This is a genomic window from Streptomyces sp. NPDC056347, assembly GCF_042262625.1.
In the GTDB taxonomy this organism is placed as follows: domain Bacteria; phylum Actinomycetota; class Actinomycetes; order Streptomycetales; family Streptomycetaceae; genus Streptomyces.
Window position 1 is genome coordinate 1 of record NZ_JBHJQP010000056.1, and the last position, 25,271, is coordinate 25,271.

The 25,271-nt window shown below is 74.0% G+C and carries 24 protein-coding genes and 1 pseudogene; 8 read left to right on the plus strand and 17 right to left on the minus strand.

The genetic code is table 11. The annotated features are described in order from the left end of the window. Window positions 1-42: 42 nt before the first annotated feature. The 3 genes from ACFCV8_RS15420 to ACFCV8_RS15430 form a co-directional block, all read right to left on the minus strand. On the minus strand, window positions 43-1,257 hold the full coding sequence (locus ACFCV8_RS15420; RefSeq protein ID WP_376685839.1) for a PP2C family protein-serine/threonine phosphatase: 1,215 nt from the start codon (window positions 1,255-1,257) through the stop codon (window positions 43-45). Window positions 1,258-1,465: 208 nt separating this feature from the next. After that, the gene (locus ACFCV8_RS15425) at window positions 1,466-2,227 is read right to left on the minus strand and encodes a GNAT family N-acetyltransferase (RefSeq protein WP_376685840.1); all 762 of its coding nucleotides are present in this window, start codon (window positions 2,225-2,227) and stop codon (window positions 1,466-1,468) included. Further along, window positions 2,224-3,144, minus strand: a complete 921-nt coding sequence (locus ACFCV8_RS15430) for an NADP-dependent oxidoreductase (RefSeq protein ID WP_376685841.1) — start codon at window positions 3,142-3,144, stop codon at window positions 2,224-2,226. Before ACFCV8_RS15430 ends, ACFCV8_RS15425 begins: the two co-directional genes overlap by 4 nt. A 471-nt stretch (window positions 3,145-3,615) precedes the next feature. On the opposite strand from ACFCV8_RS15430, the gene ACFCV8_RS15435 reads away from it, so the two are divergent. Continuing rightward, window positions 3,616-4,524: a SigB/SigF/SigG family RNA polymerase sigma factor gene (locus ACFCV8_RS15435; protein WP_376685842.1), complete on the plus strand. Its 909-nt coding sequence runs from the start codon at window positions 3,616-3,618 to the stop codon at window positions 4,522-4,524. A 58-nt stretch (window positions 4,525-4,582) separates the two neighbouring features. On the opposite strand, the gene ACFCV8_RS15440 is transcribed toward ACFCV8_RS15435, so the two are convergent. Further along, complete coding sequence (locus ACFCV8_RS15440; protein ID WP_376685843.1) at window positions 4,583-5,491, minus strand: NAD(P)-dependent oxidoreductase; 909 nt, start codon at window positions 5,489-5,491, stop codon at window positions 4,583-4,585. Between the two features lie 51 nt (window positions 5,492-5,542). Then, complete coding sequence (locus ACFCV8_RS15445) at window positions 5,543-6,127, minus strand: adenosylcobinamide amidohydrolase (RefSeq protein WP_376685844.1); 585 nt, start codon at window positions 6,125-6,127, stop codon at window positions 5,543-5,545. A gap of 414 nt (window positions 6,128-6,541) precedes the next feature. On the opposite strand from ACFCV8_RS15445, the gene ACFCV8_RS15450 reads away from it, so the two are divergent. Next, the gene (locus ACFCV8_RS15450) at window positions 6,542-7,525 is read left to right on the plus strand and encodes a DUF2382 domain-containing protein (protein WP_376685845.1); all 984 of its coding nucleotides are present in this window, start codon (window positions 6,542-6,544) and stop codon (window positions 7,523-7,525) included. A gap of 88 nt (window positions 7,526-7,613) precedes the next feature. On the opposite strand, the gene ACFCV8_RS15455 is transcribed toward ACFCV8_RS15450, so the two are convergent. The 6 genes from ACFCV8_RS15455 to ACFCV8_RS15480 form a co-directional block, all read right to left on the minus strand. Beyond that, on the minus strand, window positions 7,614-8,837 hold the full coding sequence (locus ACFCV8_RS15455) for a beta-ketoacyl-[acyl-carrier-protein] synthase family protein (protein ID WP_376685846.1): 1,224 nt from the start codon (window positions 8,835-8,837) through the stop codon (window positions 7,614-7,616). Continuing rightward, complete coding sequence (locus tag ACFCV8_RS15460) at window positions 8,834-9,109, minus strand: acyl carrier protein (protein ID WP_376685847.1); 276 nt, start codon at window positions 9,107-9,109, stop codon at window positions 8,834-8,836. Before ACFCV8_RS15460 ends, ACFCV8_RS15455 begins: the two co-directional genes overlap by 4 nt. Window positions 9,110-9,368: 259 nt before the next feature. Further along, a complete protein-coding gene (locus ACFCV8_RS15465) occupies window positions 9,369-11,225 on the minus strand; it encodes an acyl-CoA dehydrogenase (protein ID WP_376685848.1) in 1,857 nt (618 codons plus the stop codon). Window positions 11,226-11,238: 13 nt separating this feature from the next. Continuing rightward, complete coding sequence (locus tag ACFCV8_RS15470; RefSeq protein ID WP_376685849.1) at window positions 11,239-12,516, minus strand: beta-ketoacyl-[acyl-carrier-protein] synthase family protein; 1,278 nt, start codon at window positions 12,514-12,516, stop codon at window positions 11,239-11,241. 157 nt (window positions 12,517-12,673) lie between these two features. Further along, on the minus strand, window positions 12,674-13,099 hold the full coding sequence (locus tag ACFCV8_RS15475; protein WP_376685850.1) for a DUF4267 domain-containing protein: 426 nt from the start codon (window positions 13,097-13,099) through the stop codon (window positions 12,674-12,676). A gap of 120 nt (window positions 13,100-13,219) precedes the next feature. Further along, window positions 13,220-13,666, minus strand: a complete 447-nt coding sequence (locus ACFCV8_RS15480) for an anthrone oxygenase family protein (protein WP_376685851.1) — start codon at window positions 13,664-13,666, stop codon at window positions 13,220-13,222. Window positions 13,667-13,757: 91 nt separating this feature from the next. Here ACFCV8_RS15480 and ACFCV8_RS15485 point away from each other — a divergent pair, with 91 nt between their 5' ends. Further along, window positions 13,758-14,336: a TetR/AcrR family transcriptional regulator gene (locus ACFCV8_RS15485; protein WP_376685852.1), complete on the plus strand. Its 579-nt coding sequence runs from the start codon at window positions 13,758-13,760 to the stop codon at window positions 14,334-14,336. 158 nt (window positions 14,337-14,494) lie between these two features. Further along, window positions 14,495-15,793 carry a hypothetical protein gene (locus ACFCV8_RS15490; RefSeq protein ID WP_376685853.1) on the plus strand — a complete coding sequence of 433 codons (1,299 nt, stop codon included), beginning with the start codon at window positions 14,495-14,497 and terminating at the stop codon, window positions 15,791-15,793. On the opposite strand, the gene ACFCV8_RS15495 is transcribed toward ACFCV8_RS15490, so the two are convergent. Further along, window positions 15,790-16,725, minus strand: coding sequence for a carbohydrate kinase (locus ACFCV8_RS15495; protein ID WP_376685854.1), 936 nt, complete (start codon window positions 16,723-16,725; stop codon window positions 15,790-15,792). The two genes, ACFCV8_RS15490 and ACFCV8_RS15495, sit on opposite strands and share 4 nt — an antisense overlap. A 124-nt stretch (window positions 16,726-16,849) precedes the next feature. Further along, on the minus strand, window positions 16,850-17,734 hold the full coding sequence (locus ACFCV8_RS15500) for a LysR family transcriptional regulator (RefSeq protein WP_376685855.1): 885 nt from the start codon (window positions 17,732-17,734) through the stop codon (window positions 16,850-16,852). Between the two features lie 79 nt (window positions 17,735-17,813). Here ACFCV8_RS15500 and ACFCV8_RS15505 point away from each other — a divergent pair, with 79 nt between their 5' ends. Further along, window positions 17,814-19,079 carry an MFS transporter gene (locus tag ACFCV8_RS15505; RefSeq protein ID WP_376685856.1) on the plus strand — a complete coding sequence of 422 codons (1,266 nt, stop codon included), beginning with the start codon at window positions 17,814-17,816 and terminating at the stop codon, window positions 19,077-19,079. On the opposite strand, the gene ACFCV8_RS15510 is transcribed toward ACFCV8_RS15505, so the two are convergent. From ACFCV8_RS15510 to ACFCV8_RS15525, 4 genes are all read right to left on the minus strand, one after another. Beyond that, a complete protein-coding gene (locus tag ACFCV8_RS15510; protein ID WP_376685857.1) occupies window positions 19,069-19,386 on the minus strand; it encodes a cupin in 318 nt (105 codons plus the stop codon). The genes ACFCV8_RS15505 and ACFCV8_RS15510 overlap by 11 nt on opposite strands. Before the next feature lie 47 nt (window positions 19,387-19,433). Next, on the minus strand, window positions 19,434-19,913 hold the full coding sequence (locus tag ACFCV8_RS15515) for a GNAT family N-acetyltransferase (RefSeq protein WP_376685858.1): 480 nt from the start codon (window positions 19,911-19,913) through the stop codon (window positions 19,434-19,436). 263 nt (window positions 19,914-20,176) lie between these two features. Continuing rightward, window positions 20,177-21,691, minus strand: coding sequence for an alpha/beta hydrolase (locus tag ACFCV8_RS15520; protein WP_376685859.1), 1,515 nt, complete (start codon window positions 21,689-21,691; stop codon window positions 20,177-20,179). 59 nt (window positions 21,692-21,750) lie between these two features. After that, window positions 21,751-22,038 (minus strand): DUF4190 domain-containing protein, encoded by a 288-nt coding sequence (locus ACFCV8_RS15525; protein ID WP_376685860.1) that lies wholly within the window; start codon window positions 22,036-22,038, stop codon window positions 21,751-21,753. Between the two features lie 279 nt (window positions 22,039-22,317). Here ACFCV8_RS15525 and ACFCV8_RS15530 point away from each other — a divergent pair, with 279 nt between their 5' ends. From ACFCV8_RS15530 to ACFCV8_RS15540, 3 genes and pseudogenes are all read left to right on the plus strand, one after another. Beyond that, window positions 22,318-23,586, plus strand: a complete 1,269-nt coding sequence (locus tag ACFCV8_RS15530; RefSeq protein ID WP_376685861.1) for a sensor histidine kinase — start codon at window positions 22,318-22,320, stop codon at window positions 23,584-23,586. After that, complete coding sequence (locus tag ACFCV8_RS15535) at window positions 23,583-24,308, plus strand: response regulator (RefSeq protein WP_376685862.1); 726 nt, start codon at window positions 23,583-23,585, stop codon at window positions 24,306-24,308. The genes ACFCV8_RS15530 and ACFCV8_RS15535 overlap by 4 nt, the downstream gene beginning before the upstream one ends. Window positions 24,309-24,470: 162 nt before the next feature. Then, window positions 24,471-25,271: pseudogene (locus ACFCV8_RS15540) on the plus strand (phosphoglucomutase, alpha-D-glucose phosphate-specific); the annotation flags it as partial.

Below are 25,271 nucleotides of genomic sequence, written 5' to 3' on the forward strand. Positions count from 1 at the left end.
CCGGACATTCGGTCCGCGGGACCGCAGGGCTCGCACCGCTCCCTACCGGCCTCCGAACGCCTCGGCGGCCCGGCGGGCACCGTGCTCGGCCGCGCCGGTCCGGCCGGGGCCGTCGGCCACCGTCCGGCGCAGGGCGAGTGCGGCGATGTCGTCGCGGCGTACGCCCCCGGAGAAGTCGTCCAGGTCGGCGTCGAGCGCGGTGAGAAGGTCGTACGGCGCCCGCTCCGCCCAACCGCCCAGGCGCGCGTCGAGCGGGTAGAAGGCGCCGGACGCGTCGCGTGCCTCGGTGACCCCGTCGGTGATCAGCAGCAGCGTGGCTCCGGGCGGGAAGGCCAGCCGTTCGGCGACCCTGCCCTCGTGGCTGAGCTCCGCCATGCCCAGGGGAACGGAGGTGTGGCGCAGCGATACCGCCCGGGCCACGCCCTCGTGCAGCAGCCTGGGCGGCAGATGGCCGCAGTTGACGGCCTCGACCCGGTCGCTCCCGTCGAACCCGAGGACCAGGGCGGTGACGAACCGTTCGGTCTCCCCGGTCTGGGCGGAGAACATGTTGTGCCGGGCGACCGCGTCCTCCAGGGCGTCGACCGCTCCGGTCAGGGCGGGCTCTCGGATCGCCGCCTCGCGGAAGGCCCCCAGGACGGCGAAACCGGCCCCGATCGCGGCGACGCCCTTGCCCTGGACGTCCCCGATGATCACCCGGGTTCCGTAGGGCGACTGGACGACCTCGTAGATGTCGCCGCCGACCAGGCGGTCCTCCTCGATCGGGGTGTAGATGCCGTGGGCGAGGACCTGGTCGGTCAGGATGGGCAGCGGGCGCAGGATCTGGCGCTGGAGCGCGACGGCGGCGGAACGCAGCCTGGCGATCTGCGTGGCGTGCCGGATGCGCAGGACACAGGCCCCGATGCCCAGGCAGCAGGCCAGTACGGTGAAGGCGATTCCGGTGAGGACGTCCCCTCGCGAGCCGCCGGTCGACAGATGCGACGCGGTGACGACGAGCATGATCAGTACGGATACGGCCGCGGTCTGCCGGATCGTCCCGAAGACGGAGACGAGGGCGGGCACCACCACCAGCAGCGGCATCAGACGCAGGTCCTCGCCGTTGCGGACGTCCAGCAGGGCGAACACGGTCGTCAGCAGGGCCAGGGAACCGAACAGGACGGCGTTGCGGACCCGTGGCGCGCGTACGGCCTCCTCCCCCGCGTCCGCTCCCGGGAGCACCGCTCCACGTGCGGCAAGCAGGCGCTGAAGCCCGATCGTCACGGCCGACTCCTTCCGGGATCCGCCGGCCCGGTGCCGACACCCCGTACCAGTCCACCCGGCGTCCGGGGGCCGCACACGAGTCGTAGGGCCTTTCGGGCCTCGCCGAAGGTCCCGAAGACGGGGCCGGCCCCGTCCGGACACCGGGGGCGACCCCGACCGGCCGGAGCCCCCGGGCCCGGACCCCGCGGGCCGGGGATCCCTCTCCGGATCAGCGCGCGGCCACCGCGGGGCGCTCGCCGCCGGAGGGCGACGGGCCGTCGGACGGCCGGGCCGGGGCCAGCGCCCCGAGGAAGGACGTCCGGCGGCGGAGCGCGAATCCCATCGACTCGTAGAGCCGGACGGCGCCGGTGTTCGCGGCGGCGGCGTGCAGGAAGGGCGTGTCGCCGCGCTCCTTGATCTCGTGGGCGACGGCACGCACCAGCCCGGTGCCGAGCCCCTGCCCGCGTACGGACTCGTCGGTGCAGACGGCGCTGATCTCGGACCAGCCCGGCAGCAGCATCCGCTCACCTGCCATGGCGACGAGCGTCCCCTCGCGCCGGACCCCGAGGTAGGTGCCGAGCTCGACGGTGCGGGGCAGGAACGGGCCCGGACGCGTCCGCTCGACCAGGGCGAGCATCTCGGGCACGTCGGCGGGTCCGAGCCGTACGGCCCCGGGACAGGGCTCCGTGGCGACCCCGGCGTCGACGAGCTGGACCCCGTCGATGTAGAAGAAGGTCTCCCAGTCGTCCGGCGGCGGCTCACGGAAGGCGGTGATGCTGACGGCGCCGCCGGGCCCCACCAGCGCCGCCGCGTCCGCCCAGTCCCCGGCCTCGGGCGCGTCCGGGAGCGCGACCCACGGGGCCACGTCCACCGGGTAGCGCAGGATCCGGCCGCGGCGCTCGGCGAACCGGGCGTGCGGCCCGGTCAGCGCGGCGCGGACCGGATTGTCCAGGGGGTGCGTGCTGTCGGCCGCGGCCTCCGGCGCGCTCACGCGACCACGTCGATCACGGTCTTGCCGCGCGCGTGGCCCTGCTCCACGGCGCGCAGTGCCTCGCCCGCCGAGGCGAGCGGGTAGACCCGGTCGACCCGGGTGCGCAGCACACCGTCCTCGGTGAGCCGCGCCAGCGCCTGGAGTACCGCCGCGTCGCGGGCCCGCCGGACGGCCGCCCCGCCGAGCGCCACCACGAGCTGCTTGTCCCCGACGCTGATCAGCGTGGCCGGGTCGTCGAGCAGGGTGGCCGCCGTTCGCAGGGTGTCGCCGCCGACCAGGTCGAAGACGGCGTCCACCCCGTCGGGGGCCACTGCCCGCACCCGCTCGGCGAACCCGGGTCCGGACGCGACGTGCACCGCGCCGAGCGACTCGACGAAGTCCTTCTTGGCCGGGGACGCGACGCCGACGACCCGTACGCCGTCGTGCCGGGCGAGCTGGGCGGCGGCGGTGCCCACCCCGCCGCCCGCGCCGGTGATCAGCAGTGTCGATCCGGGAGCGAGGCCGAGCTGGCGGATGCCGTCGTACGCGGTGGCGGCCGCGACCGGCAGCGCCGCCGCGTCGGTGAACGACAGCCCGGCCGGCTTGTGCGCGGTCACGGCGGCGGGCAGGAGGGTGTACTCGGCATAGCCGCCGGTCACCGGGTTGCCGAAGACCTCGTCACCGACCGCGAAGCCCGAGACGTCCGGGCCGACCGCCTCGACCACTCCGGCGGCCTCGCTGCCGAAGACGGCGGGGAAGGGCTGCGGCTCGCTGCCGGGCCTGACGTACCCCGCGCGCAGCTTCCAGTCGACCGGGTTGACGCCGGCCGCCCGGACCGCGACGAGCAGCTCGCCCGGGCCCGGCACCGGCACGTCCTGCTCGACGAAGGCCTCCGTCTCGGGACCGCCGTAACGGGTGAACACATACGCCTTGGGCATGGGGTTTCCTCTCTCCTGCCGCACGTCACCGACTGCCTGGCCGTGCCGGTCACCACAGCAGCAGCAAGTCTCCCGCCCACCCTGGTATTCCCCCGGGACGGAGCCCGGCCCGCCCCGCCGGAACGGGTTCCCCCGTCGGGCGGCACCGTCGATTTCGACTCAACTACCGCCGCATATCCGCCGGTCGGCCTCCACCACCCCTCGGCTGTGGCAGTCTGGAGGACGACCGCCCCACCGGGCTCCCCCGTACCGGTGGGGCGGTCGCGCTGTCCGCGCGGACCCGCCCGGACATGACGGACCGGACGCGACAGGTCCGGCCGGGGATGCGCCGGGGTGCGCCGGGCGCTCCCGGCGGTTACCGGCCATCCGGCGGCGCTCGGCCGGGCTCGTCCCCGATCCGTCCGCATGGGTCCCGCGTCCGGGGGGCAGGTGCATACACCTCACGGGCTACGACCAGGGGAGCGTGACGGGATGAGGGCGCACACTGCGCGGACCGCCGGTGCGGAGCGAGCGGAGCGTCCCCGCCCCGGACCGCCGGCCGCACCGGCCGGGGACATCGGCGGCCTGCCGTGGATCGAGGACGCGGGGCGGATCGCCCCCGCCGACGCCCGCGCGCTGTCCCGGCTGTTCTTCGGCCGCCTCCGCACCCTGGAGGAGGGGACCTCCGCCCATCAGTACGCGCGCAACACCCTGATCGAGATGAACCTCTCGCTCGTCCGGTTCGCCGCGGGGCGGTTCCGCCACCGGGGCGGCGGCGACATGGAGGACGTCGTCCAGGTCGGCACCATCGGGCTGATCAAGGCCATCGACCGGTTCGAGCTGTCCCGCGAGGTCGAGTTCGCCTCCTTCGCGGTCCCGTACATCACCGGGGAGATCAAACGGTTCTTCCGCGACACGACCTGGGCCGTGCACGTCCCGCGCCGCCTCCAGGAGCTGCGGGCCGACCTCGCACGGGCCAAGGAGTCGCTCCTGACCGAACTGGACCGGGAACCCACGGTCCGCGAACTGGCCGAGCGGATGGGGCTGAGCGAGGACGAGATCACCGAGGGCCTCGTCGCGTCGAACGGATACGCGGCGGGCTCGCTGGACGTGCCGGCCGACGCCTCGGACGCCGGGCGGCTCCACGCACCGGCGCGCACGTTCGCCGAAGTACTGGGCGGCCCCGATCCCGCCCTGGAGGCGGTCGAGAACCTGCACACGCTCGCACCGCTGCTGGACGGCCTGGACGCGCGCGAGCGCCGCATCATCGACATGCGTTTCGGCCATGAGATGACACAGTCCCGGATCGGCGCGGAGCTCGGCATCTCACAGATGCACGTCTCACGCCTGATCAGCAGAATCCTGCACAAACTCCGCAGCGGGATGCTCGCGGAGGAGTGAGTCCGCCCCGGAGCGGTGCGGGGCGGTACGGAGCGGCGCGGGGCGCGGTACGGCGGGCTCAGTCGCCGTCCCGTTCCGGGGCCCGTCCCGCGTAATAGGTGGCGATCATGTCCTCGGCCCCGTGGCCGGCCGCCTCGGCACGGGCGAAGCGCTCGGCCGACGCCTCCACCAGGTCCAGCCGCACCCCCGAGGCCCGTGCCGCGTCCAGGATGAGCCGGGTGTCCTTGAGGGCGTTGGACAGGGTGAAGCTCGGGGTGAGGTCACCGGCGAGCAGCGCGGCGGACTTGCCCTGGAGGTAGCCGGAGTCCAGCGGGCCGCCCTTCATCACGTCGAGGAAGATCCTCGGGTCGACGCCCAGCCCCTGCGCCAGGTCGAGGCATTCCGCGATGTTGTTGACCAGGTTGATGACCCAGGTGTTGGCCACGAGTTTCAGCCGCGTGGCCGCACCGGGCTCCTCGCCGACCCAGACCGTCCGGCGGCCGATCGCGTCCAGTACGGGCTCGACCCGTTCGCGCACCGCGGAGGGACCGGCGACGAAGACCGTCAGCGCGCCCTCCTCGGCGGGCTGCCGGGTTCCGGAGACCGGCGCGTCCAGGTGGACCAGGCCCAGTTCGGCGGCGCGTCGGCCAAGGGCGTCGGCCGCTTCGAGCCCGACCGTGGAGCTCTGGAGCAGGATCTGACCGGGGCGCAGTCCGGCGGACGCGGCGGTGAGCGCGGCGGTGACGGTGGGGCCGTCCTTGAGCATGGTGAGGACGACGTCGGCGCCGCGTACCGCTTCCTCGGCCGTGTCGGTGACGGTGGCGCCGTCGGCGGCGAGCGGGGCCGCCTTGGCCGTCGTGCGGTTCCAGGCCCGGACCTCGATCCCGGACCTCAGCAGGCTGCGGGCCATCGCCGCGCCCATGATCCCGGTGCCGAGGACGGCGACGACGGGCGGCTTCGGGGTGGTGTCTGCGGCATTCGGTGTCATGGCGGCTCCATTCGTCGGCCGGGCCCGGGGGGCGCGCGGCGCTGTGCGCTCTCAGGATTGCCGGAGCGCGCCTTCCCGTACGGCAGCGTGCACGGCCCTGGCGAGTCGCGCGCCCCAGCGCGAGCGGGGCCCCGCGAAGGATTCGGCGGGCCCGGCGCCCGGGGACGGTGCGGCGACGCAGACGGCGTCCGTGGGGGTGCCCGAGCAGTCGAGGCCCGCGTCCAGGAGCGCCTGCACCTTCGCCTCGGTGGCCGTGGCGACGGCGTTGACGAGTGCCGCGTCGAAGAGCGGCACGGGGACGGTGACGACGATGTTGACCGTGCCCGGCGGCAGCGCCCCGTCGGTTCCCTGGGCCGGGGCGGCGGCCCAGCCTCGTACCCCGAGCCCGCAGGTGGCGGTCGCGGTCACCCCGCCGTCGGTCGCGACGGTGTACGCGGTCACGTCGGCGGCCGTCATCAGCCCGGCGCCGGGTCCGGCGAGGTGTTCGGCGGCGGCGATCTCGGCGAGGTGCCGGTCGGGGTCCATGCGCGGATAGCCGCCGGGCACCTGGGCGTTGAGGATCCACTCGCGCGGGCCGATACCGCCGCCGAGCACCGCGCTGGAGCAGACCCGCCACCCCGGCCCCAGCCGCCACACCAGATGGTGCAGGTCCGCCCCGTCCTCGTGCCGGGCGAGCAGTTCGCCGCGCTGTCCGGGCAGCAGGCTGCGTACGGTACGGATGGGACACTCCCGGTGGCTCGGCAGGACTGCGGCCGACAGTTCCCGCTGTCGGACCGGTGCGGGAGGCCAACGTACCCCGCCCCCGATCGAGCCCCGCGGCCGCCGTGTCCCGGCCGGCCACGACCGGCCTCTTCACCCGAATGGCGTAACGCATCGCCGGGGTGCCCAGGGCCGCCGCGGGCAGATGGCGCGGACCTCGCGGACGGAGGTCGGCGGAGGCCGCGGCTGGGGCGGTTGCACCGTCCATCCGGGTGAGGCGCGATGGAGTACGGACGCGCCTCCCCTGGCGGCCCCAGCCGCAGGACGCGCCCGGAGGAGGAGGAATCGGCCATGGCAGCCGCTGACGGTTTCACGGATTCCGGAGAGCTCGACGGACTGACGGTGTACGACACCCACGGCGAGAAGGTCGGCACCGTGGGCCGGGTGTACGTCGACGACAACACCGGCCGGCCGGACTGGATCACGGTCAAGACCGGCCTGTTCGGCATGAAGGAGAGTTTCGTTCCGCTGGCCGGGGCCCGCCGCGTGGGTTCCGACCTGCATATCTCGCACCCCAAGGTCCGCGTCAAGGACGCGCCCCGGGTGGACGCGGACGCGCATCTGTCCGTGGCGGAGGAGGAGGAACTGTACGACCATTACGGCCTTCCCAGGAACACCACCGCCACGTCCCGCGGCCGGATGGGCACGGACACCACGACCGCCGCCGGGACCGGCACCACCGCCATGGGCGCGGCCGGCACCGGTCGCACCGCCGGAACCGACAGGAGGACCACCATGACCGGCCCCAACACCCCCGGCATGGGCCAGGGCAGGCACCGCGAGACCCCCGGGACCGCACAGACCTCCCGCCCCCTGGCCGGTGCCGGGGCGGGCCCCGTGCGGTCCGCCGCGGAACCGGGCGGCAAGAGCGAGCTGATCCGCTCCGAGGAACAGCTGCACGTCGGCACCGAGGAGTACGAGAGCGGCAGGGCGCGCCTGCACAAGTACGTCGTCACGGAGAACGTGACCCGGTCCGTGCCCGTGACCCACGAAGAGGTGCGGCTGATACGCGAACCGCTCCGCCCCGACGAGAGGACGACGGCGCAGCACCCCGCCATCCGTGAGCAGGATGTCGAGGTCACCCTGCACGCGGAGCGTGCGACCACGCGCAAGGAGACCGTGCCCGTCGAGCGGGTGCGGATGGAGACCAAGAAGGTGACCGAGCAGAAGGAGGTCTCCGCCGAACTCCGCAAGGAGCGGATCGACTACGCGGACGGAACGGACATCCCCGGCAAGGGCATGGGCGGCGAGTTCGGCCAGGGGCGCCGCCGCTGATCCGGTCCGCGCGTCTCCCGGGCGCCGCGGAAGGTGTGGCCGGTGGTACGCCGGGCGGTTTCCCCCCGTCGCACCACCTGCCGGATGCCTACGGGCGCTGAAGCGCGATCACGGCGTTGTGTCCGCCGAACCCGAAGGAATGACTGACGGCACGCCGGATGGGCTGCCGCAGCGGTTGACCGGTGACGCAGTCGATGTCGAACTCGGGCGCCGGGGCGTCCAGGTTGGCGATCGGTGGCACGACACCGCGCTGGAGCGTGAGGACGGTGAGTCCGGCCTCGATCGCACCGGCCGCCCCCATGCAGTGCCCCAGGACGCCCTTGGGGGCGGTGACGGGCGGCCGGTGCGGGAAGACCCGGGAGATCAGGGCGGCCTCGGTGGCGTCGTTGGCCGGGGTCGCCGTGCCGTGCGCGTTGACGTGGTCGACGTCCTCGGCCGCCCAGCCCGCGTCGCGCAGTGCGTTCTCCACCGCCGCCTGGGCGATCCGCCCGGAGGGGTGCGGGCTGATGGGGTGGTGGGCGTCGGTGGTGGCACCGGCCCCCGCAAACAGGGCCCGCGGGACCGCGCCCCGGGCCCGGGCGTCGTCCGCCCGCTCCAGCACCATGACGGCCGCGCCCTCACCCATCACCAGCCCGGCCCGGTCGGCCGCGAACGGGCGGCAGAGCCCGGCCGGGTCCCCGTCCCGCTGCGCCCCGGCCCCGGACCTGGCGAAGCCCGCCATGGCGACCGGGTAGACGATCGACTCGGTGGCCCCGGCGATGGCGATGTCGCACTGTCCGCTGGCCAGCAGGTCGCGGGCGACGGACAGCGCGGTGACGCCGGACGAACAGGCGGTGCACGGAGCCATGCTGGGTCCGGTTGCCCGCAGCTGGATCGCGATCTCGGCGGCGGGCATGTTCGGGATGGTGAGCAGGATGGCCGACGGCGAGGTGGCCCCGGCACCTTGCCGGTCGAGCACCACGGCCTGCTCGGTCAGCGAGGTGGAGCCGCCGCTGCTGGTGCCGACGATCACCGCGACCCGGGTGCCGTCCCACCGCGCCGGATCGAGCCCGGCGTCGGTGACCGCCTCCCGGGCGGCGAGCACGGCGAGCTTCACGTACTTGCCCATGCGGAAGGCGGCGCGGCCGCCGATCGCGGCGTCCAGGTCGATTCCGTCGACCACGCAGGCGAAGTCGATCGCGCATCCCTCGAGCCCGGCGACGGTACGTGCCGGTGACACGCCCGCGCAGACCCCCTGCCAGGTGGATTCGGTGTCATTGCCGACCGGGGTGATCATGCCCAGGCCGGTGACCGCGATGTCCGGCCTGTTCATCGGGCCTTGCTCATCGCTGCCCCGCCGCCCAGCCGGGCTCCGCCGACCGCCGTGTCCATGAACCGTGTGATGTCGGCCAGTGTGGCGCCCTTGGGGAACTGCTCGAATTCCCGGTCGCAGCCGGCCGCCTCACGGATGAGCACGGCGAACTCGGCGACAGCGAGGGAGTCCATCTCCAGGCTGTCCATGGTGGAACTCGGGTGGATCTCCGCGACGGGCACTTTGAAGGTCTGCGTCAGCACCTCGGCGATCCTTGGGTGAATCGTACTCATGTTCTTTCTCTCCATCGTTCGGTTGGACTGCCGGGGCGGCGGCGAAACCATCCCGACGCCGGATCAACTGAATGGAGTGCGTCCAGTTACGCCTTGTGCCGAACCGATTCGGCACCATTCCTCTCGCACTCCTCGCACCAGCGGGCCAGCACGACCGTCGTTCTCCAGTAGGCCAGCAGGACAAAGCGGACGCCAAGGGCCCCGGCCAGTTCCCTGACCCGACTGCCACGCACAGTTGTTCCCCTTCTCCTCATGTCTCTCACCGCTCCTCGGGGCCCGTGCGCCGTTCCGCGTCCGGCTGCCAGGCGGCCTGCGGATCGTCGTAGGCGTCCACGTAGTCGGGGCGGGCGATGGGCCAGTCCGCCAGCACTTCCGGTGGCAGCGCGAAGGACTCGGCCAGCTCGGGCAGGTGCGGGGCGACCGCGGCGATCAGCTCCTCCAGCCGGTCCGGCAGCCCGTCGATCTGATCGGCGGTCAGCAGCCCCGCCGCCAGCAGATCACCGCCGGAGCGGGCGATCCGGCCGAGCGCGAAGAGCCGTTGCAGCTCACCGAGCCGTTCCCGGGCGGGCCCCTCGGGGAGCCCCGCCACGGCCCGGGCGTACGCCTCGGCCGCCAGGCGCTGGGCGTACGCCTCGACGCCGCGCAGGGCGGGGCCGGAAGCCGCGTTCCAGCGCGCCAGCGGGTCGCCGTGCGGTGCCAGGCTCATCCGTCTGCGGGCCCGGTCGAACCAGATCCGCTCCACCTCGGCGAGGAGCCGCCCGAGGAAGCCGGGATCGCCGAGGTCGCCCGGTCCGGTATCGGGGAACCGCCCGGAATCGGCCGGCGCGGCGACGAAGAGCATCTCGGCGGCGGCCTTGGCGTGGACGGCGACGTTGTCCCCCTCGGCGGTGATGGCGCCCTCGATGCCGGTGAGGAGTTCGCTCATGCCGTTGTGCTCCAGGAGCCCCTGGGCGCCGCAGCGTTCCCGGCTCTCCACGATCACCGACCTGGCCTGCCAGGTGATCCACCCCTTGGCGACGGCGACCAGCCGCTCGGCCTCCTCCTGCGGCCCGTCCGCCTCCCAGCGGTCCAGGACCCGGCGGTGCAGCAGGCTCATCGCGAAGACGGTGGCCATCGCCGACGCGAGCGGTCCGTGGTGGCTGCGGTGCGCGATCACCGGCACCCGGCCCGAACCCCGGGAACCCGAGATGTGGCGGTGGCCGCCGTAGCGGACGGCGACGGCGAGCGTCGCGCGTGCGCAGCCGACCGCGCAGGCCGTCATCGCGATCTTGCCGGCGGTGACGCGTCCGATCGACGTGAGGAAGCGGCGCCTGCGGTTGGCGACGTCGCTGCTGAACTCCCCGTCCGCGCCGACCCGTCCGTGCTGCCCGTGCAGGAGCGCGGTACGGGCCACGAAGACCCGGTCGAAGGAGGTCAGACAGTGGTCGACCGGGCTGCCGGTGCGGGTGGGCAGCAGCCTCACGCGTACGCCGGGCAGGGCTTGGACGGTGTCGGTGAGCGGCACCAGGAAGAGGAAGACGCCGTGGTCGGCGCCGTCGACGAGCAGCCGCGCGGCCACCAGCCCGGACTTGGGGCCGCCGGACGGGCTGGTGTTGGGCATGAACTTCTGGGCCCCGGCGTGCGGGGTGCGCAGGACGAAGCCGTCGCGCTCGCGGTCGTACTCGGCCGTGGTCTCGACGGCCGCCGCGTCGTTGCCGTGCGCCACCTCCGTACAGAGGAAGGTGCCCACTCGGCGCAGCCGCAGGAAGTCCGAGAGGTCGCGGTGCTCGTCGCCCTGGTCGAGGAGGCTGCCGAGGAAGAGGTTGTAGTGGATGCCCGCCAGCGTGGTCAGCGCCGGGTCCACCGGGCCCAGCCACTCGTGCAGGGCGGCGAGCGCGCGCGGGTCGGCGGCCAGCCGGGCCCCGCTGTCCAGGCTGTCGTTGAGGACGCGCAGCCGCTCGTACGCGAGGGCCCGGCGTTCTTCCTCGGTGCCGCCGCGCTCAGGGCGGCGGAAGGGCTCCGTACTGATCAGCCGCTGCCAGAAACCGTGCTCCCGGCGGAAGTCGTCGCCGAGGAGCACACCGGTGAGAAGGTCCCTGGACCGTTCCGCGGAGGGGTGATCGATCGTTGCGGTCATGAAAATATAACGATCAAGCATTGACGAGGACACCCCGGCCGCAGAGCCGCGGACGGTCCGTGCCGAAGCGCTGGAGCGCGAGGACGACGTTGTGGCCGCCGAAGCCGAAGGAGTGGCTGAGCACCCGCTCGACCCGCCCGGCCCGGGGCTTTCCGACCACGCAGTCGAGGCCGAACTCCTCGGACGACGCGTCCAGGTTGGCGATCGGCGGGACGATCCCGTGCTCCAGGGTCAGTACGCAGGCGGCGGCCTCGATCGCCCCGGACGCCGCGAGGGTGTGCCCGAGCACCCCCTTCGGCGCGGTCACCGAGGGGCGGTGCGGGAAGAGCCCGGCGATCACCGCGGCCTCCATGGCGTCGTTCAGCGGGGTGGAGGTGCCGTGCGCGTTGATGTGGTCGACCTGGTCGGGCCCCCAGCCGGCCTCGCGCAGCGCGGCTTCGACGGCCCTGCGCGCGCCCGCGCCGGACGGATCCGGGGCGGTGGGGTGGTGGGCGTCGGTGGCGGAACCCGCGCCGGTCAGCAGTGCGCGCGGCCGTCCGTCCCGGGCGAGCGCGTCGGCCGTCCGCTCCAGCACCAGTACGGCGGCGCCCTCGCCGATCACGAAGCCGTCCCGGTCGGCGGCGAACGGCCGCGAGGCCTCCGCCGGGTCGCCGCCGCGCCGCGAGAGCGCCCCCATTCCGGCGAAGGCGCTCACCACCAGCGGAGTGAGCACGGCGTCCGCACCGCCCGCCACCACCACGTCGCACCGGCCGTCGAGCAGCAGGTCGCGGGCGAGGGAGAGGGCGGTCGCCCCGGAGGCGCAGGCGGTCGCCGGGGCCAGGCTCGGGCCGTGTGCCCGCAGCGCGATGGCCACCTCCCCGGCCGCCGCGTTGGGCATCATCATCGGTACCAGGAGCGGCGACACCGCCTCCGCCCCGCCGCCGTCGAGCCTGCGCACGTTGTCGACGAGCGCGGACACCCCGCCCACACCGACGCCGAGCACCACACCGACCCGGTCGCCGTCCCACTGCCGGGGCGACAGACCGGCGTCCGACACCGCCCGGCGGGCGGCCAGCAGCGCCATCTTCACGAACCTCGCCATCCGCCACACCGAGCGACCGCCGATCTCCGCGTCCAGGTCGATCCCGTCCACCGGGCAGCCGAAGTCGACCGGCAGACCGGCCAGTTCATCGCAGCGGCGGGCCATGGAAACCCCTGCGCACAAGCCGTCCCAGAAGGTGTTCTCGTCCACCCCCGCCGGAGTCACCAGCCCCAGTCCCGTCACCGCCACGTCCGTACCGACCCGTGCCATCTCCGCCCCCTCCTCCGTAATCGATCACCCCTACTGGCTGTCGAACGGTCGTAGCCCCGGTGAGGATGCGGCCAATGAGCCGATCGGGTCATCCATTCCTCCGGCGCGTGTCCCGGCCCCCGGACCGGCAGGCCCACGGCACGCGCCGATGCGGGCGTCAGGCGGGCTGCGGGGCGGGCGTCGCCGGAGCGGCCGCGACCTTGCGGGTCTCGCGCATGAACAGCAGGCCGTTGGCCACCATCAGCGTCGCGGTCAGGCCGTGGACGCCGAACGCGGTGGCCGTGGAGCCGTGGTGAGACAGCACGGTGGTCATGTCGCCGTACGCGGCGAGAGCCTCCACCAGCAGTACCCAGCCCAGCGCCCGGCGCTGGCCGGTCACCAGCAGGACGGCCAGGACCAGGGCCATGACGACGTCACGGATTCCCTTGACGATCAGGAAGCCGCCGCCGTCGCCGGACGGCCAGCTCGGCAGGCCGAAGCCCGGCGCCGTCGTCTCCGGGCTCAGGATGAACTCCGTCCCGAACCAGAGGATGAAGAGGACGAAGGCGGCGGCCAGGACGGTGTTGATCTTCTTCAGCGACATTGTTCTTTCTCCTTGTGAGTTCTCGTCGGCCCGGTGAGCTCCATGGAGTCCGCCGGGCCGTGCGGAGCCCGATCGGGCCGCGCGATCGCGGTCGGGGACCGGGCGGGCGGGCCCGCGGGCTCAGACGAGGGCGGCGACCAGCAGGGCGAAGGCGGCGACGATGACGGCGACGCGGACGTAGTGGAAGCGGTCCCAGCGGCTCATCTGCTCCTTCCAGTCGGCGGGCCGGTTGTCAGGGGTCCACGTCTTGCTCCGGTTGTTGATCGGGACGAGCAGCAGGATCGACATGATCACGCTGAGGATCAGCAGCCCCGCGGCGGTGACGACGAGGCCGGTTCCGTCGTGGTGCCGTCCGGCGACGGCCCAGACCGCGACGAGGGCGAGCGAGGTGAGATACCAGACGGGCATCACGGCGCCGAGCATCCGGCCCCCGTGGGCGTGGCCGAGTTGACCGCTGTCCTCCGGGAGGGCGTTGAGGATCGGATTGATGACGAAGGCCACGGAGAACTCCACCCCCACCATCACGCCGACGACCACGGTGGTGACGACCTCGAGTGCGTTGAGCATGACGACCCCTCGTGAAATCTAGCGCTGCTAGCTGTCGAGGCAACGCTAGTACTGCTGCCGCTCGATTGTCTAGCGGTGCTAGAATCCGAGCATGTCGGTACAGGAACGCAAACAGCGCGAACGGGCGGAGCGTGAGCGCCTCATCGTGGCGACGGCCCGCGAGATCGCCGAGCAACAGGGCTGGGACGCGGTCACCACCCGCCGGCTCGCCGAGCGCATCGAGTACAGCCAGCCCGTCCTCTACGGCCACTTCCGCGGCAAACGCGAGATCATCGGCGCCGTCGCGATGGAGGGTGCCACCGAGATGGCCGTGGCGGTGCGGGCCGCGACCTCCAACGCGAGGAGCCCGCGCGAACGGGTCGCCGCCCTCGCCCACGCGTATCTCGACTTCGCCGCACGCAATCCGGCGGTCTACGACGCCCTGTTCCAGCTCGACGGCGGCCTGGCCTTCGCGCAGGAGGACACCCCGGAACCCCTGAAGGACGCCTTCGCCGCGCTGATGGAGAGCCTGGGCGAGGCCGCCGGGGACGGCGTCGAGCCGGGACTGTTCACCGAGACGTTCTGGGCGGCCCTGCACGGCCTGGCCACCCTGACCCGGGCGGGACGGCTGCCGCCGGAGTACATCGAGCCGAGGGTGGAGCTGCTGGTGGACCGGCTCGCCGTGGTCTGACACGCCGTCTCGGCGGGCGCGCGGCCGGGTCCCCGAATCCCCTCCGGTGCCTCGCACGGCGGACGGACGGCGGCGCTGAAGCACGCCGTGGTGACCGCGTTGCGCCATCCGCAGCAGTCCGCCACGCGGGGCGCCGGAACAGGCCGTCACCTGGGGGGATGGAAGCGGACCACGAACAGCCGGAGCGCTCGCACGATGCCGAACTGGCGGCACTGCGGGCCAGGGTGGCCGCACTGGAGACCGGGGGCCAGCGACGGCACCTGCCCCGTGCGCGCTCGTTCCTGGCGGTGGTGGTGGTCCTCGTCGCGGCGGTCCTGACCCCGCTGAGCATCGTCTCCACCTGGGCGAAGAACCAGATCGGCGACACCGGCAACTACGTGGCGATGATGGCGCCGCTGGCCTCCGACCCCGAGGTGCGGGCCGCGGTGAGCGACCGCGTCACCGGCGCGGTCATGCAGCACCTGGACGTGAGGACCCTGCTCGCCGATGTGGCGCCCGAGGACCGGCCCGCGCTCGACCGGGCGCTGTCGAAGCTGAGCGGCCCCCTCACCACGGGCGTCACCGGATTCGTGCACGGGACAGTGGAGAGGTTCGTCTCCGGCGACGCCTTCGCGCGGATCTGGACCGATCTCAACCGCGCCTCGCAGACCGCCGCGGTGAAAGCCCTCTCCGGGAGCAAGGAGGGGGCGGTGCGGATCACCGACGACACCGTCACCGTCGATCTCGCGCCCGTCATCGACCAGGTGAAACAGCGGCTCGTCGACCGGGGGCTCAAGGCGGCGGGCAAGCTGCCGGACATCCACACCGACTTCACCGTCCTCACCGCCTCCTCCGTGGGCCGGGCCACGATGTGGTTCCGCGTCCTTCAGCTCATCGGCCTCTGGCTGCCACCGGTCACCCTGGCGCTGGCCGCGGGCGGGGTGCTCCTCGCGGTACGGCGGCGGCGTGCGCTGGTCGCGACGGCGCTCGCGGTGGGAGCGGGGGCCGCGGTGCTGGGACTGGCCCTGTGGCTCGGCCGCGCGCTCTACCTCGACAGTCTGCCCGCCGAGGTGTCACGACCCGCCGCCGGTGCGGTCTTCGACGCCCTGGCCGGGCCCATGCGGGTGCTGGTCCGGCTGGTCGTCACGCTCGGCATCGTGGTGGCCCTCGCCGCGTGGCTCACCGGCACGGGCCGGGCCGCGGCCCGGGTGACGGAGATGTGGAGCGGTGGCATCGGCGCGGTGCGGGAGGCCGCCGGGTTCACCGGTGGCCCGGCCGGCCGGTGGGTGCACCGCGCCCGGCGCCCGCTGAACTGGGCGGTGGTCGCGGTGGCCGCGGCGGTCCTGGTGGTGTGGGACCGGCCGACCGGGCTGGTCACCGTGTGGATCGCGCTGTGCGCGCTGTTCGCGCTCGCGGTCGTGGAGTTCCTCGACGACGACAGCGGCCCGCGCCTGACGGTGCCCGAACAGCACACCTAGCGTGCCGCCCCCAGCGCCGCCCGCAACTCCGCCGCGTCCGGCGGGTTGGCGCCCGCACGGGCGACGGTCACCGCGGCCGAGGCCACCGCGTACCGCAGCACGTCCGTCACCAGGGCCCGGTCGGCACGGCGCAGCCGCTCCCGGCCGTCCGCGCCGAGCATCCCGTGCGCGGCCAGTGCGTGCAGGGCGCCCGACATGAAGGCGTCGCCCGCCCCCACCGTGTCGACGACCTCGGCCGGCAGCGCGTCGACCGCCTCCCGCCCGCCGGGCAGCACCGCCAGCGCCCCGTCGCCGCCCCGGGTGACCAGAACGAGCGCCGGGCCGCTCGCCAGCCACCGCTCGGCGACCCGCTCCGGTTCCTGGCCGGGGTACAGCCAGTCCAGGTCCTCGTCACTGGCCTTGACGACGTCGCTCAGCGCGACGCACCGCTCGACCCTGCGGACGGCGGTGGCGTGGTCCCCCATCAGCGCGGGGCGCACATTGGGGTCGTAGCTGACGGTGGCGGTGGCCCGCAGCGACTCGACGGCACCGACGACGGTGGCCTCGCCCGGCTCCAGCACCGCGGCGACGGAGCCGGTGTGGACGTGGTGCGGCGGCCGGTCCAGGGCGACCGGGCCGAGCGTCCAGCCGATCTCGAAGGTGTACGTGGCCCGGCCCGCCCCGTCCAGCTCCACGGCGGCGGACGGGGTGGCGGCCGGGGCGCCGTCGGTGCGGACCTCGACGCCCGCCGCGGCGAGATGGTCCCGGATCAGCCGGCCGTGGGGGTCGGGACCGAGCTGGGTGAGCAGGGTGGTGGCGTGGCCGAGCCGGGCCAGCCCGTGGGCGACGTTGGCCGGGCTGCCGCCCGGGTGGACCCGGTCGGCCAGGCCCGGCCGCCGGACGATGTCGGCGACGCACTCGCCGATGACCAGCAGGTCGAATCTGTCGAGCATGGGCTGGAGCTCCTACCGTGCGGTGGTGTACGTGTCCCGGGCGGGCGCCCGTGGCCGTTCCCCCCGATCCTGCCGTGTGCGCGGCGGTGACCGGTCACGACGGCCCGATCGGAACGGGAGGCCCCTATGCCGCGTCCCGGGGGTCGAGGCCGAGTCCGGCCAGGAACGCCGTGGCGGCCGGGGTGGGGGAGGAACGGCTCCAGACCAGTCGTTCCGTGCGGGCCGGGGCACCGGTGACGGACAGCACCCGTACGCCGGTCAGTTCCGCCGCGAAGGCGGACGGGAGCATGGCGATGCCGAGGCCGCTGCGGACGAGCCGGACGATGAAGTCGGTGCCGTTGACCTCGCAGGCCACCTCCCGGGTGAGGCCCCGGGCGGCGAACGCCTCCTCCGACTGCGCGCGGGCCGCGGTGCCGTCCGGGTAGTCGACGAAGCGTTCCTGCGCCAGCCGTGCGAGGTCCACCTCCCGCTGCCCGGCGAGCGGGTGGGAGGGGGACACCACGGCGACCAGTTCCCCGGTGCTCAGTTCGTGGTCGCTCACCCCCTTCGGGCGGTAGCTCGGCAGCACGCCCAGGAACGCCACGTCGACCGTCCCGTCCCGCACCTCCTGGACGAGGTCCTTGCTGGCTCCCTCCCGCAGGACGATCCGTACCTGCGGGTGGCGCAGGTGGAACGCGCTCAGCGCCGCCGGGACGTCGACCGCGGAGACGGTCGGGATCACCCCCACCGCGAGACGGCCGCGTACCTCTCCCGCGGTCGCGGCGACCTCGGCGCGGGCCCGTTCCGTCGCGGCCAGCGCCTGCCGGGCCTCCGGCAGGAACGCCTCGCCCGCCGCGGTGAGCCGCACCCGGCGGCTGGTGCGGTCGAAGAGCCGGGCCCCCAGCTCCTTCTCCAGCCGGGCGATCTGGTGGCTCAGCGCCGACTGGACGACCAGGCACCGTTGCGCGGCGCGGGTGAAGCTGCCCAGCTCGGCCACCGCGAGGACATAACGCATCTGCTGAAGTTCCATGCATCCATCGTGAATCACGATCGATGAAATGAAAAACATGTGTTGGACTCATCAATGGTGGCTGCCGGAAGCTGGGCGCATGGCTCACACCACTCAGGACATCCGCGGCCGGGCCGTGCCCCGCGCCCTTCCCCAACCGCCCGCCCTCGGGCGCGGTCTGGTTCTGCTGATGGCGCTCGCCGCCGCCCTCTCCTGCGCCGGGAACTACTTCGCGCAGCCGCTCCTGGACGTCATCGAGGGCAATCTGCACCTCGGGACCACCGCGGCCGGGCTGATCGTGACCGCCGCCCAGGCCGGTTACGCACTGGGGCTGATCCTGCTCGTCCCGCTCGGGGACGTCCTGGACCGGCGGCGGCTCGCGGTGGGGCTGTTCGCCCTGACCGCGTTCTTCCTGCTGGCGACGGCCGCCGCGCCGACCGGGCCGCTGCTCATCGCCGGGACCCTGCTGACCGCGCTGACCTCGGTCGGGGCGCAGGTCGTGGTGCCGTTCGCGGCGGCGCTCGCGGCTCCGGCCGAGCGCGGCCGGATCGTCGGCGTGGTGATGTCCGGCGTGCTGCTCGGCGGGCTGTTCGGGCGGATGGCCGCGGGCGCGCTCGCCGAACTGGGCGGCTGGCGGACCGTGTACTGGGTGAACGCGCTGCTCATGGCCGTCATGGCGGTGCTCCTGCACCGCCGGCTGCCCCGGCTGCCCCGGACCGGGAACGCGGATTCGATCTCGTACGCGGGACTGCTGCGCTCCACGCTGGCGCTGCTGCGCGAGGAGCCCGTACTGCGGCGGCGGGCGGCCTTCGGGGCGTTCTCCATGGCTTCCTACAGCGTGCAGCTGACCGCGCTGACCTTCCTGCTGACCGGGGCACCCTTCGGCTGGAACGCCGCCGCCATCGGGCTGTTCGGCCTGGTGGGCGTCATCGGGGTGGTCGGCATGAACATCGCGGCGCGACTCGGCGACCGCGGCCGGGTCCAGGCGGTCTCGGCCACGGCCGCCCTGCTCCTGACACTGGCCTGGGTGCCGCTGCTGGCCGGGAAGACGTCGCTGCTCTGGCTGACGGTGGGCGTGATCCTGCTGAACATCGCCCAGCAGGCCGGCCTCAACAGCAGCCAGAACGTGATCTACGCACTCCGCCCGGAGGCCCGCAACCGGATCAACTCCGCTTTCATGACCCTGTTCTTCATGGGCGGGGCGACCGGGGCCGCGCTCGCCTCGGTGGTCTGGTCCCGGGCCGGCTGGAACGGCATCAGCCTCCTGGGCGGCACACTCGCCGCGGGCAGCCTGGTGGTGTGGATCCTGGAACGCGTACGGGCCGTCCCCGAGGCGCGCCCCCGGCCCGGCACCGTCACTCGTTGACGGCGGTCAGCAGCACCACGGCGTCCTCCAGCGCCACCAGCCCGTGCCGCTCCTGCGGGATCGGCTGGAGCCCGCCGGCCCCCACCTCCACGTCGCCGGAGGCCGCCGTGAGCCGCACCCGGCCGCGGAGGACCTGGAGCGACGCGGCGGCGGGGGCGTTGTGCTCGTCGAGGGCGGAACCCGCGGTGAGGGCGATGACGGTCTGCCGCAGCGGTTCCTCGTGCAGCAGGCGGTGGGCGCTGCGGCCGTGGGCGGAGGCGCGGGCCGCGGTCAGGTGCTCGTCGGCGAGGGTGTTCAGGTCGTCCATGTGCCCACTGTGCCGCAGGGTCCGCCCGCCCGCGATCCTGCCGCCGGTCAGCCGTTCGCCGTCCAGCGGTATCTGACGTCCGGTTCCTTCTCCTCGTTGCGGCTTCCGTCGTCGAAGGCGACCGCGGTGAATCCGTGCCGCTCGTAGAAGGCCCGGGCGTCGGTGTTGCGCTGGAAGACGTGGAGAGCGAGCTCCCCGCCCGCACGCTCGCGGACCTCGGCCAGCAGCAGCGAACCGATGCCCCGGCGCCGTACGTCGGGGCGCAGGTAGAGATGCTCCAGCTCGGTGCCGTCGAGCGAGGCGAAGCCCAGCAGCTCCCCGGTCCCGGTCTCGGCGATCCGCACCGTGGTGCCGGGCAGGACCACATGGGTCATCCAGGCGAGCGTCTCCCCGTCGCTGTGCACCTTCGGCAGGTACGGCATGGCCGCGGCGCGCGAGGCCAGGAAGAGCCGGGTCAGCGGCCCGGCGTCCTCGGCGCGCGCTCCACGGAGCACCACCCGGTTCTCCGGCACGGAATCGTTCAGCACCCTCGCCCCTCCTCCTGCGGCCGGTCCCGGCGGACCGCCCGTCGTGGCCGAACCTACACGGTAGGGAAAGGGGCCGAGCGGGGACCGGTCCGCCGCCTCCGTCAGGGCTCGCAGCCCGGCGGCGGTGTTCGAGGGCGGTGCGCACCGGACCGGCTCCGCCCCGCCCGCTCCCCCGCCCGCCCGGGCTTTCGCACAGGTCACGGCGGCACGAACGCGGCGCGGCGGGCAGGCGAACGGAGCTTGTGGCGCTGTCTCCTGACGGGCTACCGCCCGGCTGCGGCCCGGCAGGTGAGGTCCTCGGCGGGGAGCCCGCCGGTGGTCAGGTAGGCCGTGGCCGCCGCGTCGGCGCAGGAATTGCCGCCGGGCGCGTAGAGGACGCCGTGCCCCTCGCCCCCGACGACGGTGAGCATCCGGGAGCCGCGCAGTGCCCGGTGCATGGCCCGCCCGGCGAAAAGCGGTGTCTGGGAGTCCCACTCGTTCTGCACGATCAGGGCACCGGCCTCGTTGTCGATCGTGGTCTGCGGCTCGCTGCCCGGCTCCCAGAAGGCGCACGGTGTGATGGCGGCCGCGAAGTCGCCGTACAGCGGGTAGCGGGCGCTGTCGCGGATCGCCTCGCGCCGGTAGCGCTCGGGGTCGTGCGACCAGGTGCGGGTGTCGGCGCACATGAAGGACCAGGCGGCGGAGGCGTAGTTGTCGTCGCTCTCCTCGGACGCACCGGATGCACCGGACCGGGCCGGGGTCCCCTCCCCGGCCGCCTTCTTCAGCGCGGCGACCCGCTCGGCGGCCGCTCGGACGTGGAAGAACATGCTGTTGTCGGCCCGGATGTCGTCACCGGTGAGGGCCTGCCCCTCGGAGACGACGGGCTCGCGGTCCGCCCCTGCGACCAGGTCCCGGAAGGTCCGGCGGACCGCGGCCGGGGTGCCGCCCAGTCCGTACGTGGTGTGCCGCCGGGCGGTCCACTCGGCCCATCGTGCGAAGGCCTGCTCCGCCGCCCTCGCCATGTCCTGGAACATGCCCCGGTAGATCCGGGTGGGGTCGGTCGCACTGTCCAGGACCATGCGGTCGGCGTGCCGGGGGAACAGCTGCGTGTAGACGGCGCCGAGGTAGGTGCCGTAGGAGTACCCCAGATAGGAGATCTTCTTCTCGCCCAGTACGGCGCGGATGACGTCCATGTCACGGGCGGCGTTGCGGGTGGTGAGGTGGGGAAGCTCGTCACCGGCGGCGGCCCGGCACTTCCCGGCGACCGTCCGCGCCCGGTCCACGTCCTTCGCGAAGGTCTCGTCCTTGTACGGCCGGTCGGCCTGTTCGCCGGCGGTCAGACCGCAGCTGACGGGGGTGCTCCGTCCGGCGCCCCTCAGGTCGAATCCGACGAGGTCGTACCGCCGTCTCACCTCGGCGGGGAACTTCATCTGCGGGTCGACGGGCAGGTTCAGTCCCGGTGCGCCGGGGCCGCCCGGGTTCAGCAGCAGAACACCGCGGCGGTCCTTCCCGCTCGTCGCCCCGAGCCGGGATATCGCGAGGCCGATGGTCCTGCCGCCGGGGTCGCCGTAGTCGAGCGGCACCTTGAGCGTCGCGCACCGGAAGGCCTCGGGGCTCTTCGCGTCGCAGCGCTTCCACTGGAGCCGCTGCTGTGTGTACGGCCGCAGGGAGTCCTTGACGGCGGCGGGCGCGGACGGTCCGGGCGCGGCGCAGGCCGTGGCAAGGGTCAGTGCCGTAAGGGCGGCCGTCGCGAGGGCGGCGGGGCGGAGCTGGGTTCTGCGGGTGTTTCTGTCGCGCACGGTGATGCTCGTCCTTGTCGAGAGGGGTGGGCGGCCGGTTCCCGGTGGGGCCGGGCCGGTCAGTTCGGGTCGAGGTGCTCGCGGACGCACTGCGCGTACTGGCGGAGGCCGTCGGGCTGGTAGCACGCCTGGGTGTGGTTCGCGTACCAGGCCAGGAGGACGGCGACCAGCCCGGACACCGCGATCGCGAGGGCCGACGTCACCACGGCGGTGACGGCCTTGCCCCGGCCGGTGCCGGTCCGCCGGGCCGTCATCAGCGCGGCGATGCCCAGGATCAGGCCGAACACGGCGAGGGGGCCGCCGATGAGCACGACGGAGGTGAGGAGGCCGACGATGCCCAGTGCCATGGCTGCCGTGGCCAGGCCGTTCCGCGGGGCCGCGGGCCCCGGTCCGGATCCGTGGGGTGCCGGCCGGGCTCCCGCAGCCCGTGCGGGCTCCGGTGCCGTGTGGTTCAGCGGTGTTCCGACTGTCTGGGCGTTCATCGGCCCGTCCTTCCGTCCCGTCGATCGGTGAGGCCCCGATTCTGGTTTTCCGGGGCGCGCGGGCACATCGCGGAAAGGCGGGAGATTTCGCTCCCCCGATCGGGGGAGGGCACTGCCGGGCCGTCCGGCCATACTTGTCCGGTTATGTTCAGGGGAATCCGGCCGCTGCTGCGCGGCTCCACGTACACGGGTGCGCTCTTCGCCTACTGCGGCGCACTGGCGAGCCTTCCGCTGCTGCCTCTCGCGGCGTTGCCCGCGCTGGCGTGGCCGTCCGCTCCGGTGGGGGCGCGGTTCGCCCTGACGGCGCTGATCTGGTCCGTGCTGATCGGCCTGACCGGGCTGGCCCGGCCGACGCGGCGGGTGCTGGTCGCGTGCGCCCGGCGGATGCTGAAGGTCCCGTTGCCCGATCCCGTGCAGCGGAGCGCGGACGCTCCCGGTGAGGGGCCGGCTTCCGCCCCGGGGACGGGCACCGACCGCTGGCGGACGCCGCTGTGGCTGCTGTCGCAGGTGGCGCTGGGGTGGACCGGTGCGCAGCTGGGCGTCCTGCTGTTCGCCGCCGGACTGCTCCTGCCCGGCAGCTGGGCCGGTGCCGAGGCCGGGGTGAGTCTGCGCGGCTGGACGCTGCGGGCGGAGGGCGGCTGGCAGAGCTGGGCGGCGGCGCTCTGCTGCCTGCTGCTCGCGTCGGTGTCGTGTCTGGCGGTGACCTGCGCCCTGCGGTGGCTGGCTCCCCGGCTGCTGGGTCCGTCGTCGGCGGAGCGGCTCGCGCGGGCGGCCGAGCGGGAGCGGGTGCTGGCCGAGCGCAACCGGCTGGCCCACGAACTGCACGACTCGATCGGGCACACGCTGACGGCCGCCACGATCCAGGCGGCGGTGGCGGGCGAGGTGCTCGGAGCCGACCCGGTGGCGGCGCGGGCCGCCCTGCGCAGCATCGAGGAGTCGACCCGGGCCGCCCTCGAGGACCTGGACTACGTGCTGGGCATGCTGCGCGAGGAGCGGGTGGGGGCGGCGCCGCCCCGGACCCTGGACGATCTGCCCGGGCTGTTCGACCGGCTGCGGCACACGGGCGCGGTGGTGGAGGCGGAGCTGTCGGGCGACTTCACGCGGGTGCGCGGGACGCTGTCGCGGGCCGCGTACCGCATTCTGCAGGAGGGGCTGACCAACGCGCTGCGGCACGGTGCGGGCGGCCCGGTCCGGGTCACGGTGTCGGCCGCGCCGGACGCGGTGAGTCTCGGTGTGGTCAACCGGTGCGGTCCGGGGGCGCGTCCGGGCACGGGCCGCTTCCCGACGTCCGGGCACGGGCTGCCGGGTCTCGCCGAGCGTGTGCGGCTGCTGAACGGCGAGTTCGAGGCCGGCCGGGACGGGCCGGAGCACTGGCGGCTCAGCGTCCGGCTGCCGCTACGCTTGCCCGCATGACCGGCTCACCCGCGAGCGCGGCGGTCACGGCGGGCCCCGGCGCGGGTCCGGCCGTCACGGCAGGCGCCCTCGTCACCCTCCTGATCGCGGACGACGACGAGGTGACGCGCAGCGGCCTGGGCACGCTGCTCGGGATGCAGCCGGGGATCACGGTGGTCGGGGAGGCCGCCGACGGCGTCGAGGCGGTCCGGCAGGCACGCCGGCTGCGGCCGGACGTGGTCCTGATGGACGTACGGATGCCGAGGCTCAACGGCATCGAGGCCACCCGGCAGCTGCTCGCCGAGCCGGTCACGGCGCCCAAGGTCGTGGTGATCACCACGTTCGAGAACGACGGCTATGTCACCGCCGCGCTCGGCGCCGGGGCCTGCGGTTTCGTCCTCAAGCGGCTGCCCGTGCCCAGGATCGCGGAGGCGGTGCGGGTGGTCGCGGCGGGCGAGGCGATCCTCTTCCCGGCGGCCCTGCGCCGGATGGTCACCGCCCGTCCGCTGGGCTCCGCCGAGGCGCTGCCGCGGGCGGCGCTGACGGGCCGGGAGGAGGAAGTGCTCCGGCTGATGGCCACCGGCCTGTCCAACCCGGAGATCGCGCAGTCGTGCGGGGTGAGCCCGGAGACGGTGAAGACGCATGTCGGGAACGTGCTGACCAAGCTCGGCGCGCAGAACCGGACCCACGCGGTGGTGATCGCGTACGAGACCGGCCTGGTCGTGCCCGGGGTCGCGGGCTGACGCGGTGTCGGCCGGGCCGGTCGTACCGCTGAACGCTTCGGGGCTCCGGTGCGCGCCGCCGCCCCGTCCTCCGATCGGCGGGGCGGTCTCGGCACGGCGCGGGCCACCCGGGAAAATGCGGCGGGGAACCCGAAGCGACCACCGACACCAAGGAGTGGGCAGATGCCGCACGAGCGAGCCGGACAGCCGGCCCGGCCCGAGGATCTGATCGATGTGGCCCGGCTGGTGACGGCGTATTACGCGCTGCACCCGGACCCGGCCGAACCGGACCAGCGGGTGGCGTTCGGCACGTCGGGCCACCGCGGCTCGGCCACGGCCACCGCGTTCAACGAGGACCACATCGCCGCCACCAGCCAGGCGATCTGCGAGTACCGGGCGCTCCAGGGCATCGACGGGCCGCTCTTCCTCGGTGCCGACACCCACGCGCTGTCGGAACCGGCCCGGGTCACCGCGGTCGAGGTGTTCGCCGCCAACGACGTGACCGTGCTCGTCGACCCGGCCGACGGCTACACCCCGACCCCGGCGGTCTCGCACGCCGTCCTGGCCCACAACCGGGGCCGCGCGCGGCACCTGGCCGACGGGGTGGTGGTGACGCCGTCCCACAACCCGCCGGGCGACGGCGGGTTCAAGTACAACCCGCCCAACGGCGGCCCGGCCGGTTCCGATGCCACCGGCTGGATCCAGCGGCGGGCCAACGAGATCATCGCCGCCGGCACGAAGGAGGTGCGCCGGCTGCCGTACGCCCGCGCGCGGGCGGCGTCGACCACCGGGACGTACGACTTCCTCGGCGGTTACGTCGAGGACCTGCCGTCGGTGCTCGACCTGGACGCGGTCCGCGCGGCCGGGGTGGGGGTGGGGGCCCCAACCCGGGGGGGGGGGGGGGGGGGGGACAGGGGGCGGGTCGCCCCGCGGCCCCCGCGCGCCCAACCGGCGGGGGAGTATAAAAAAAAAAAGCGGCCGCCC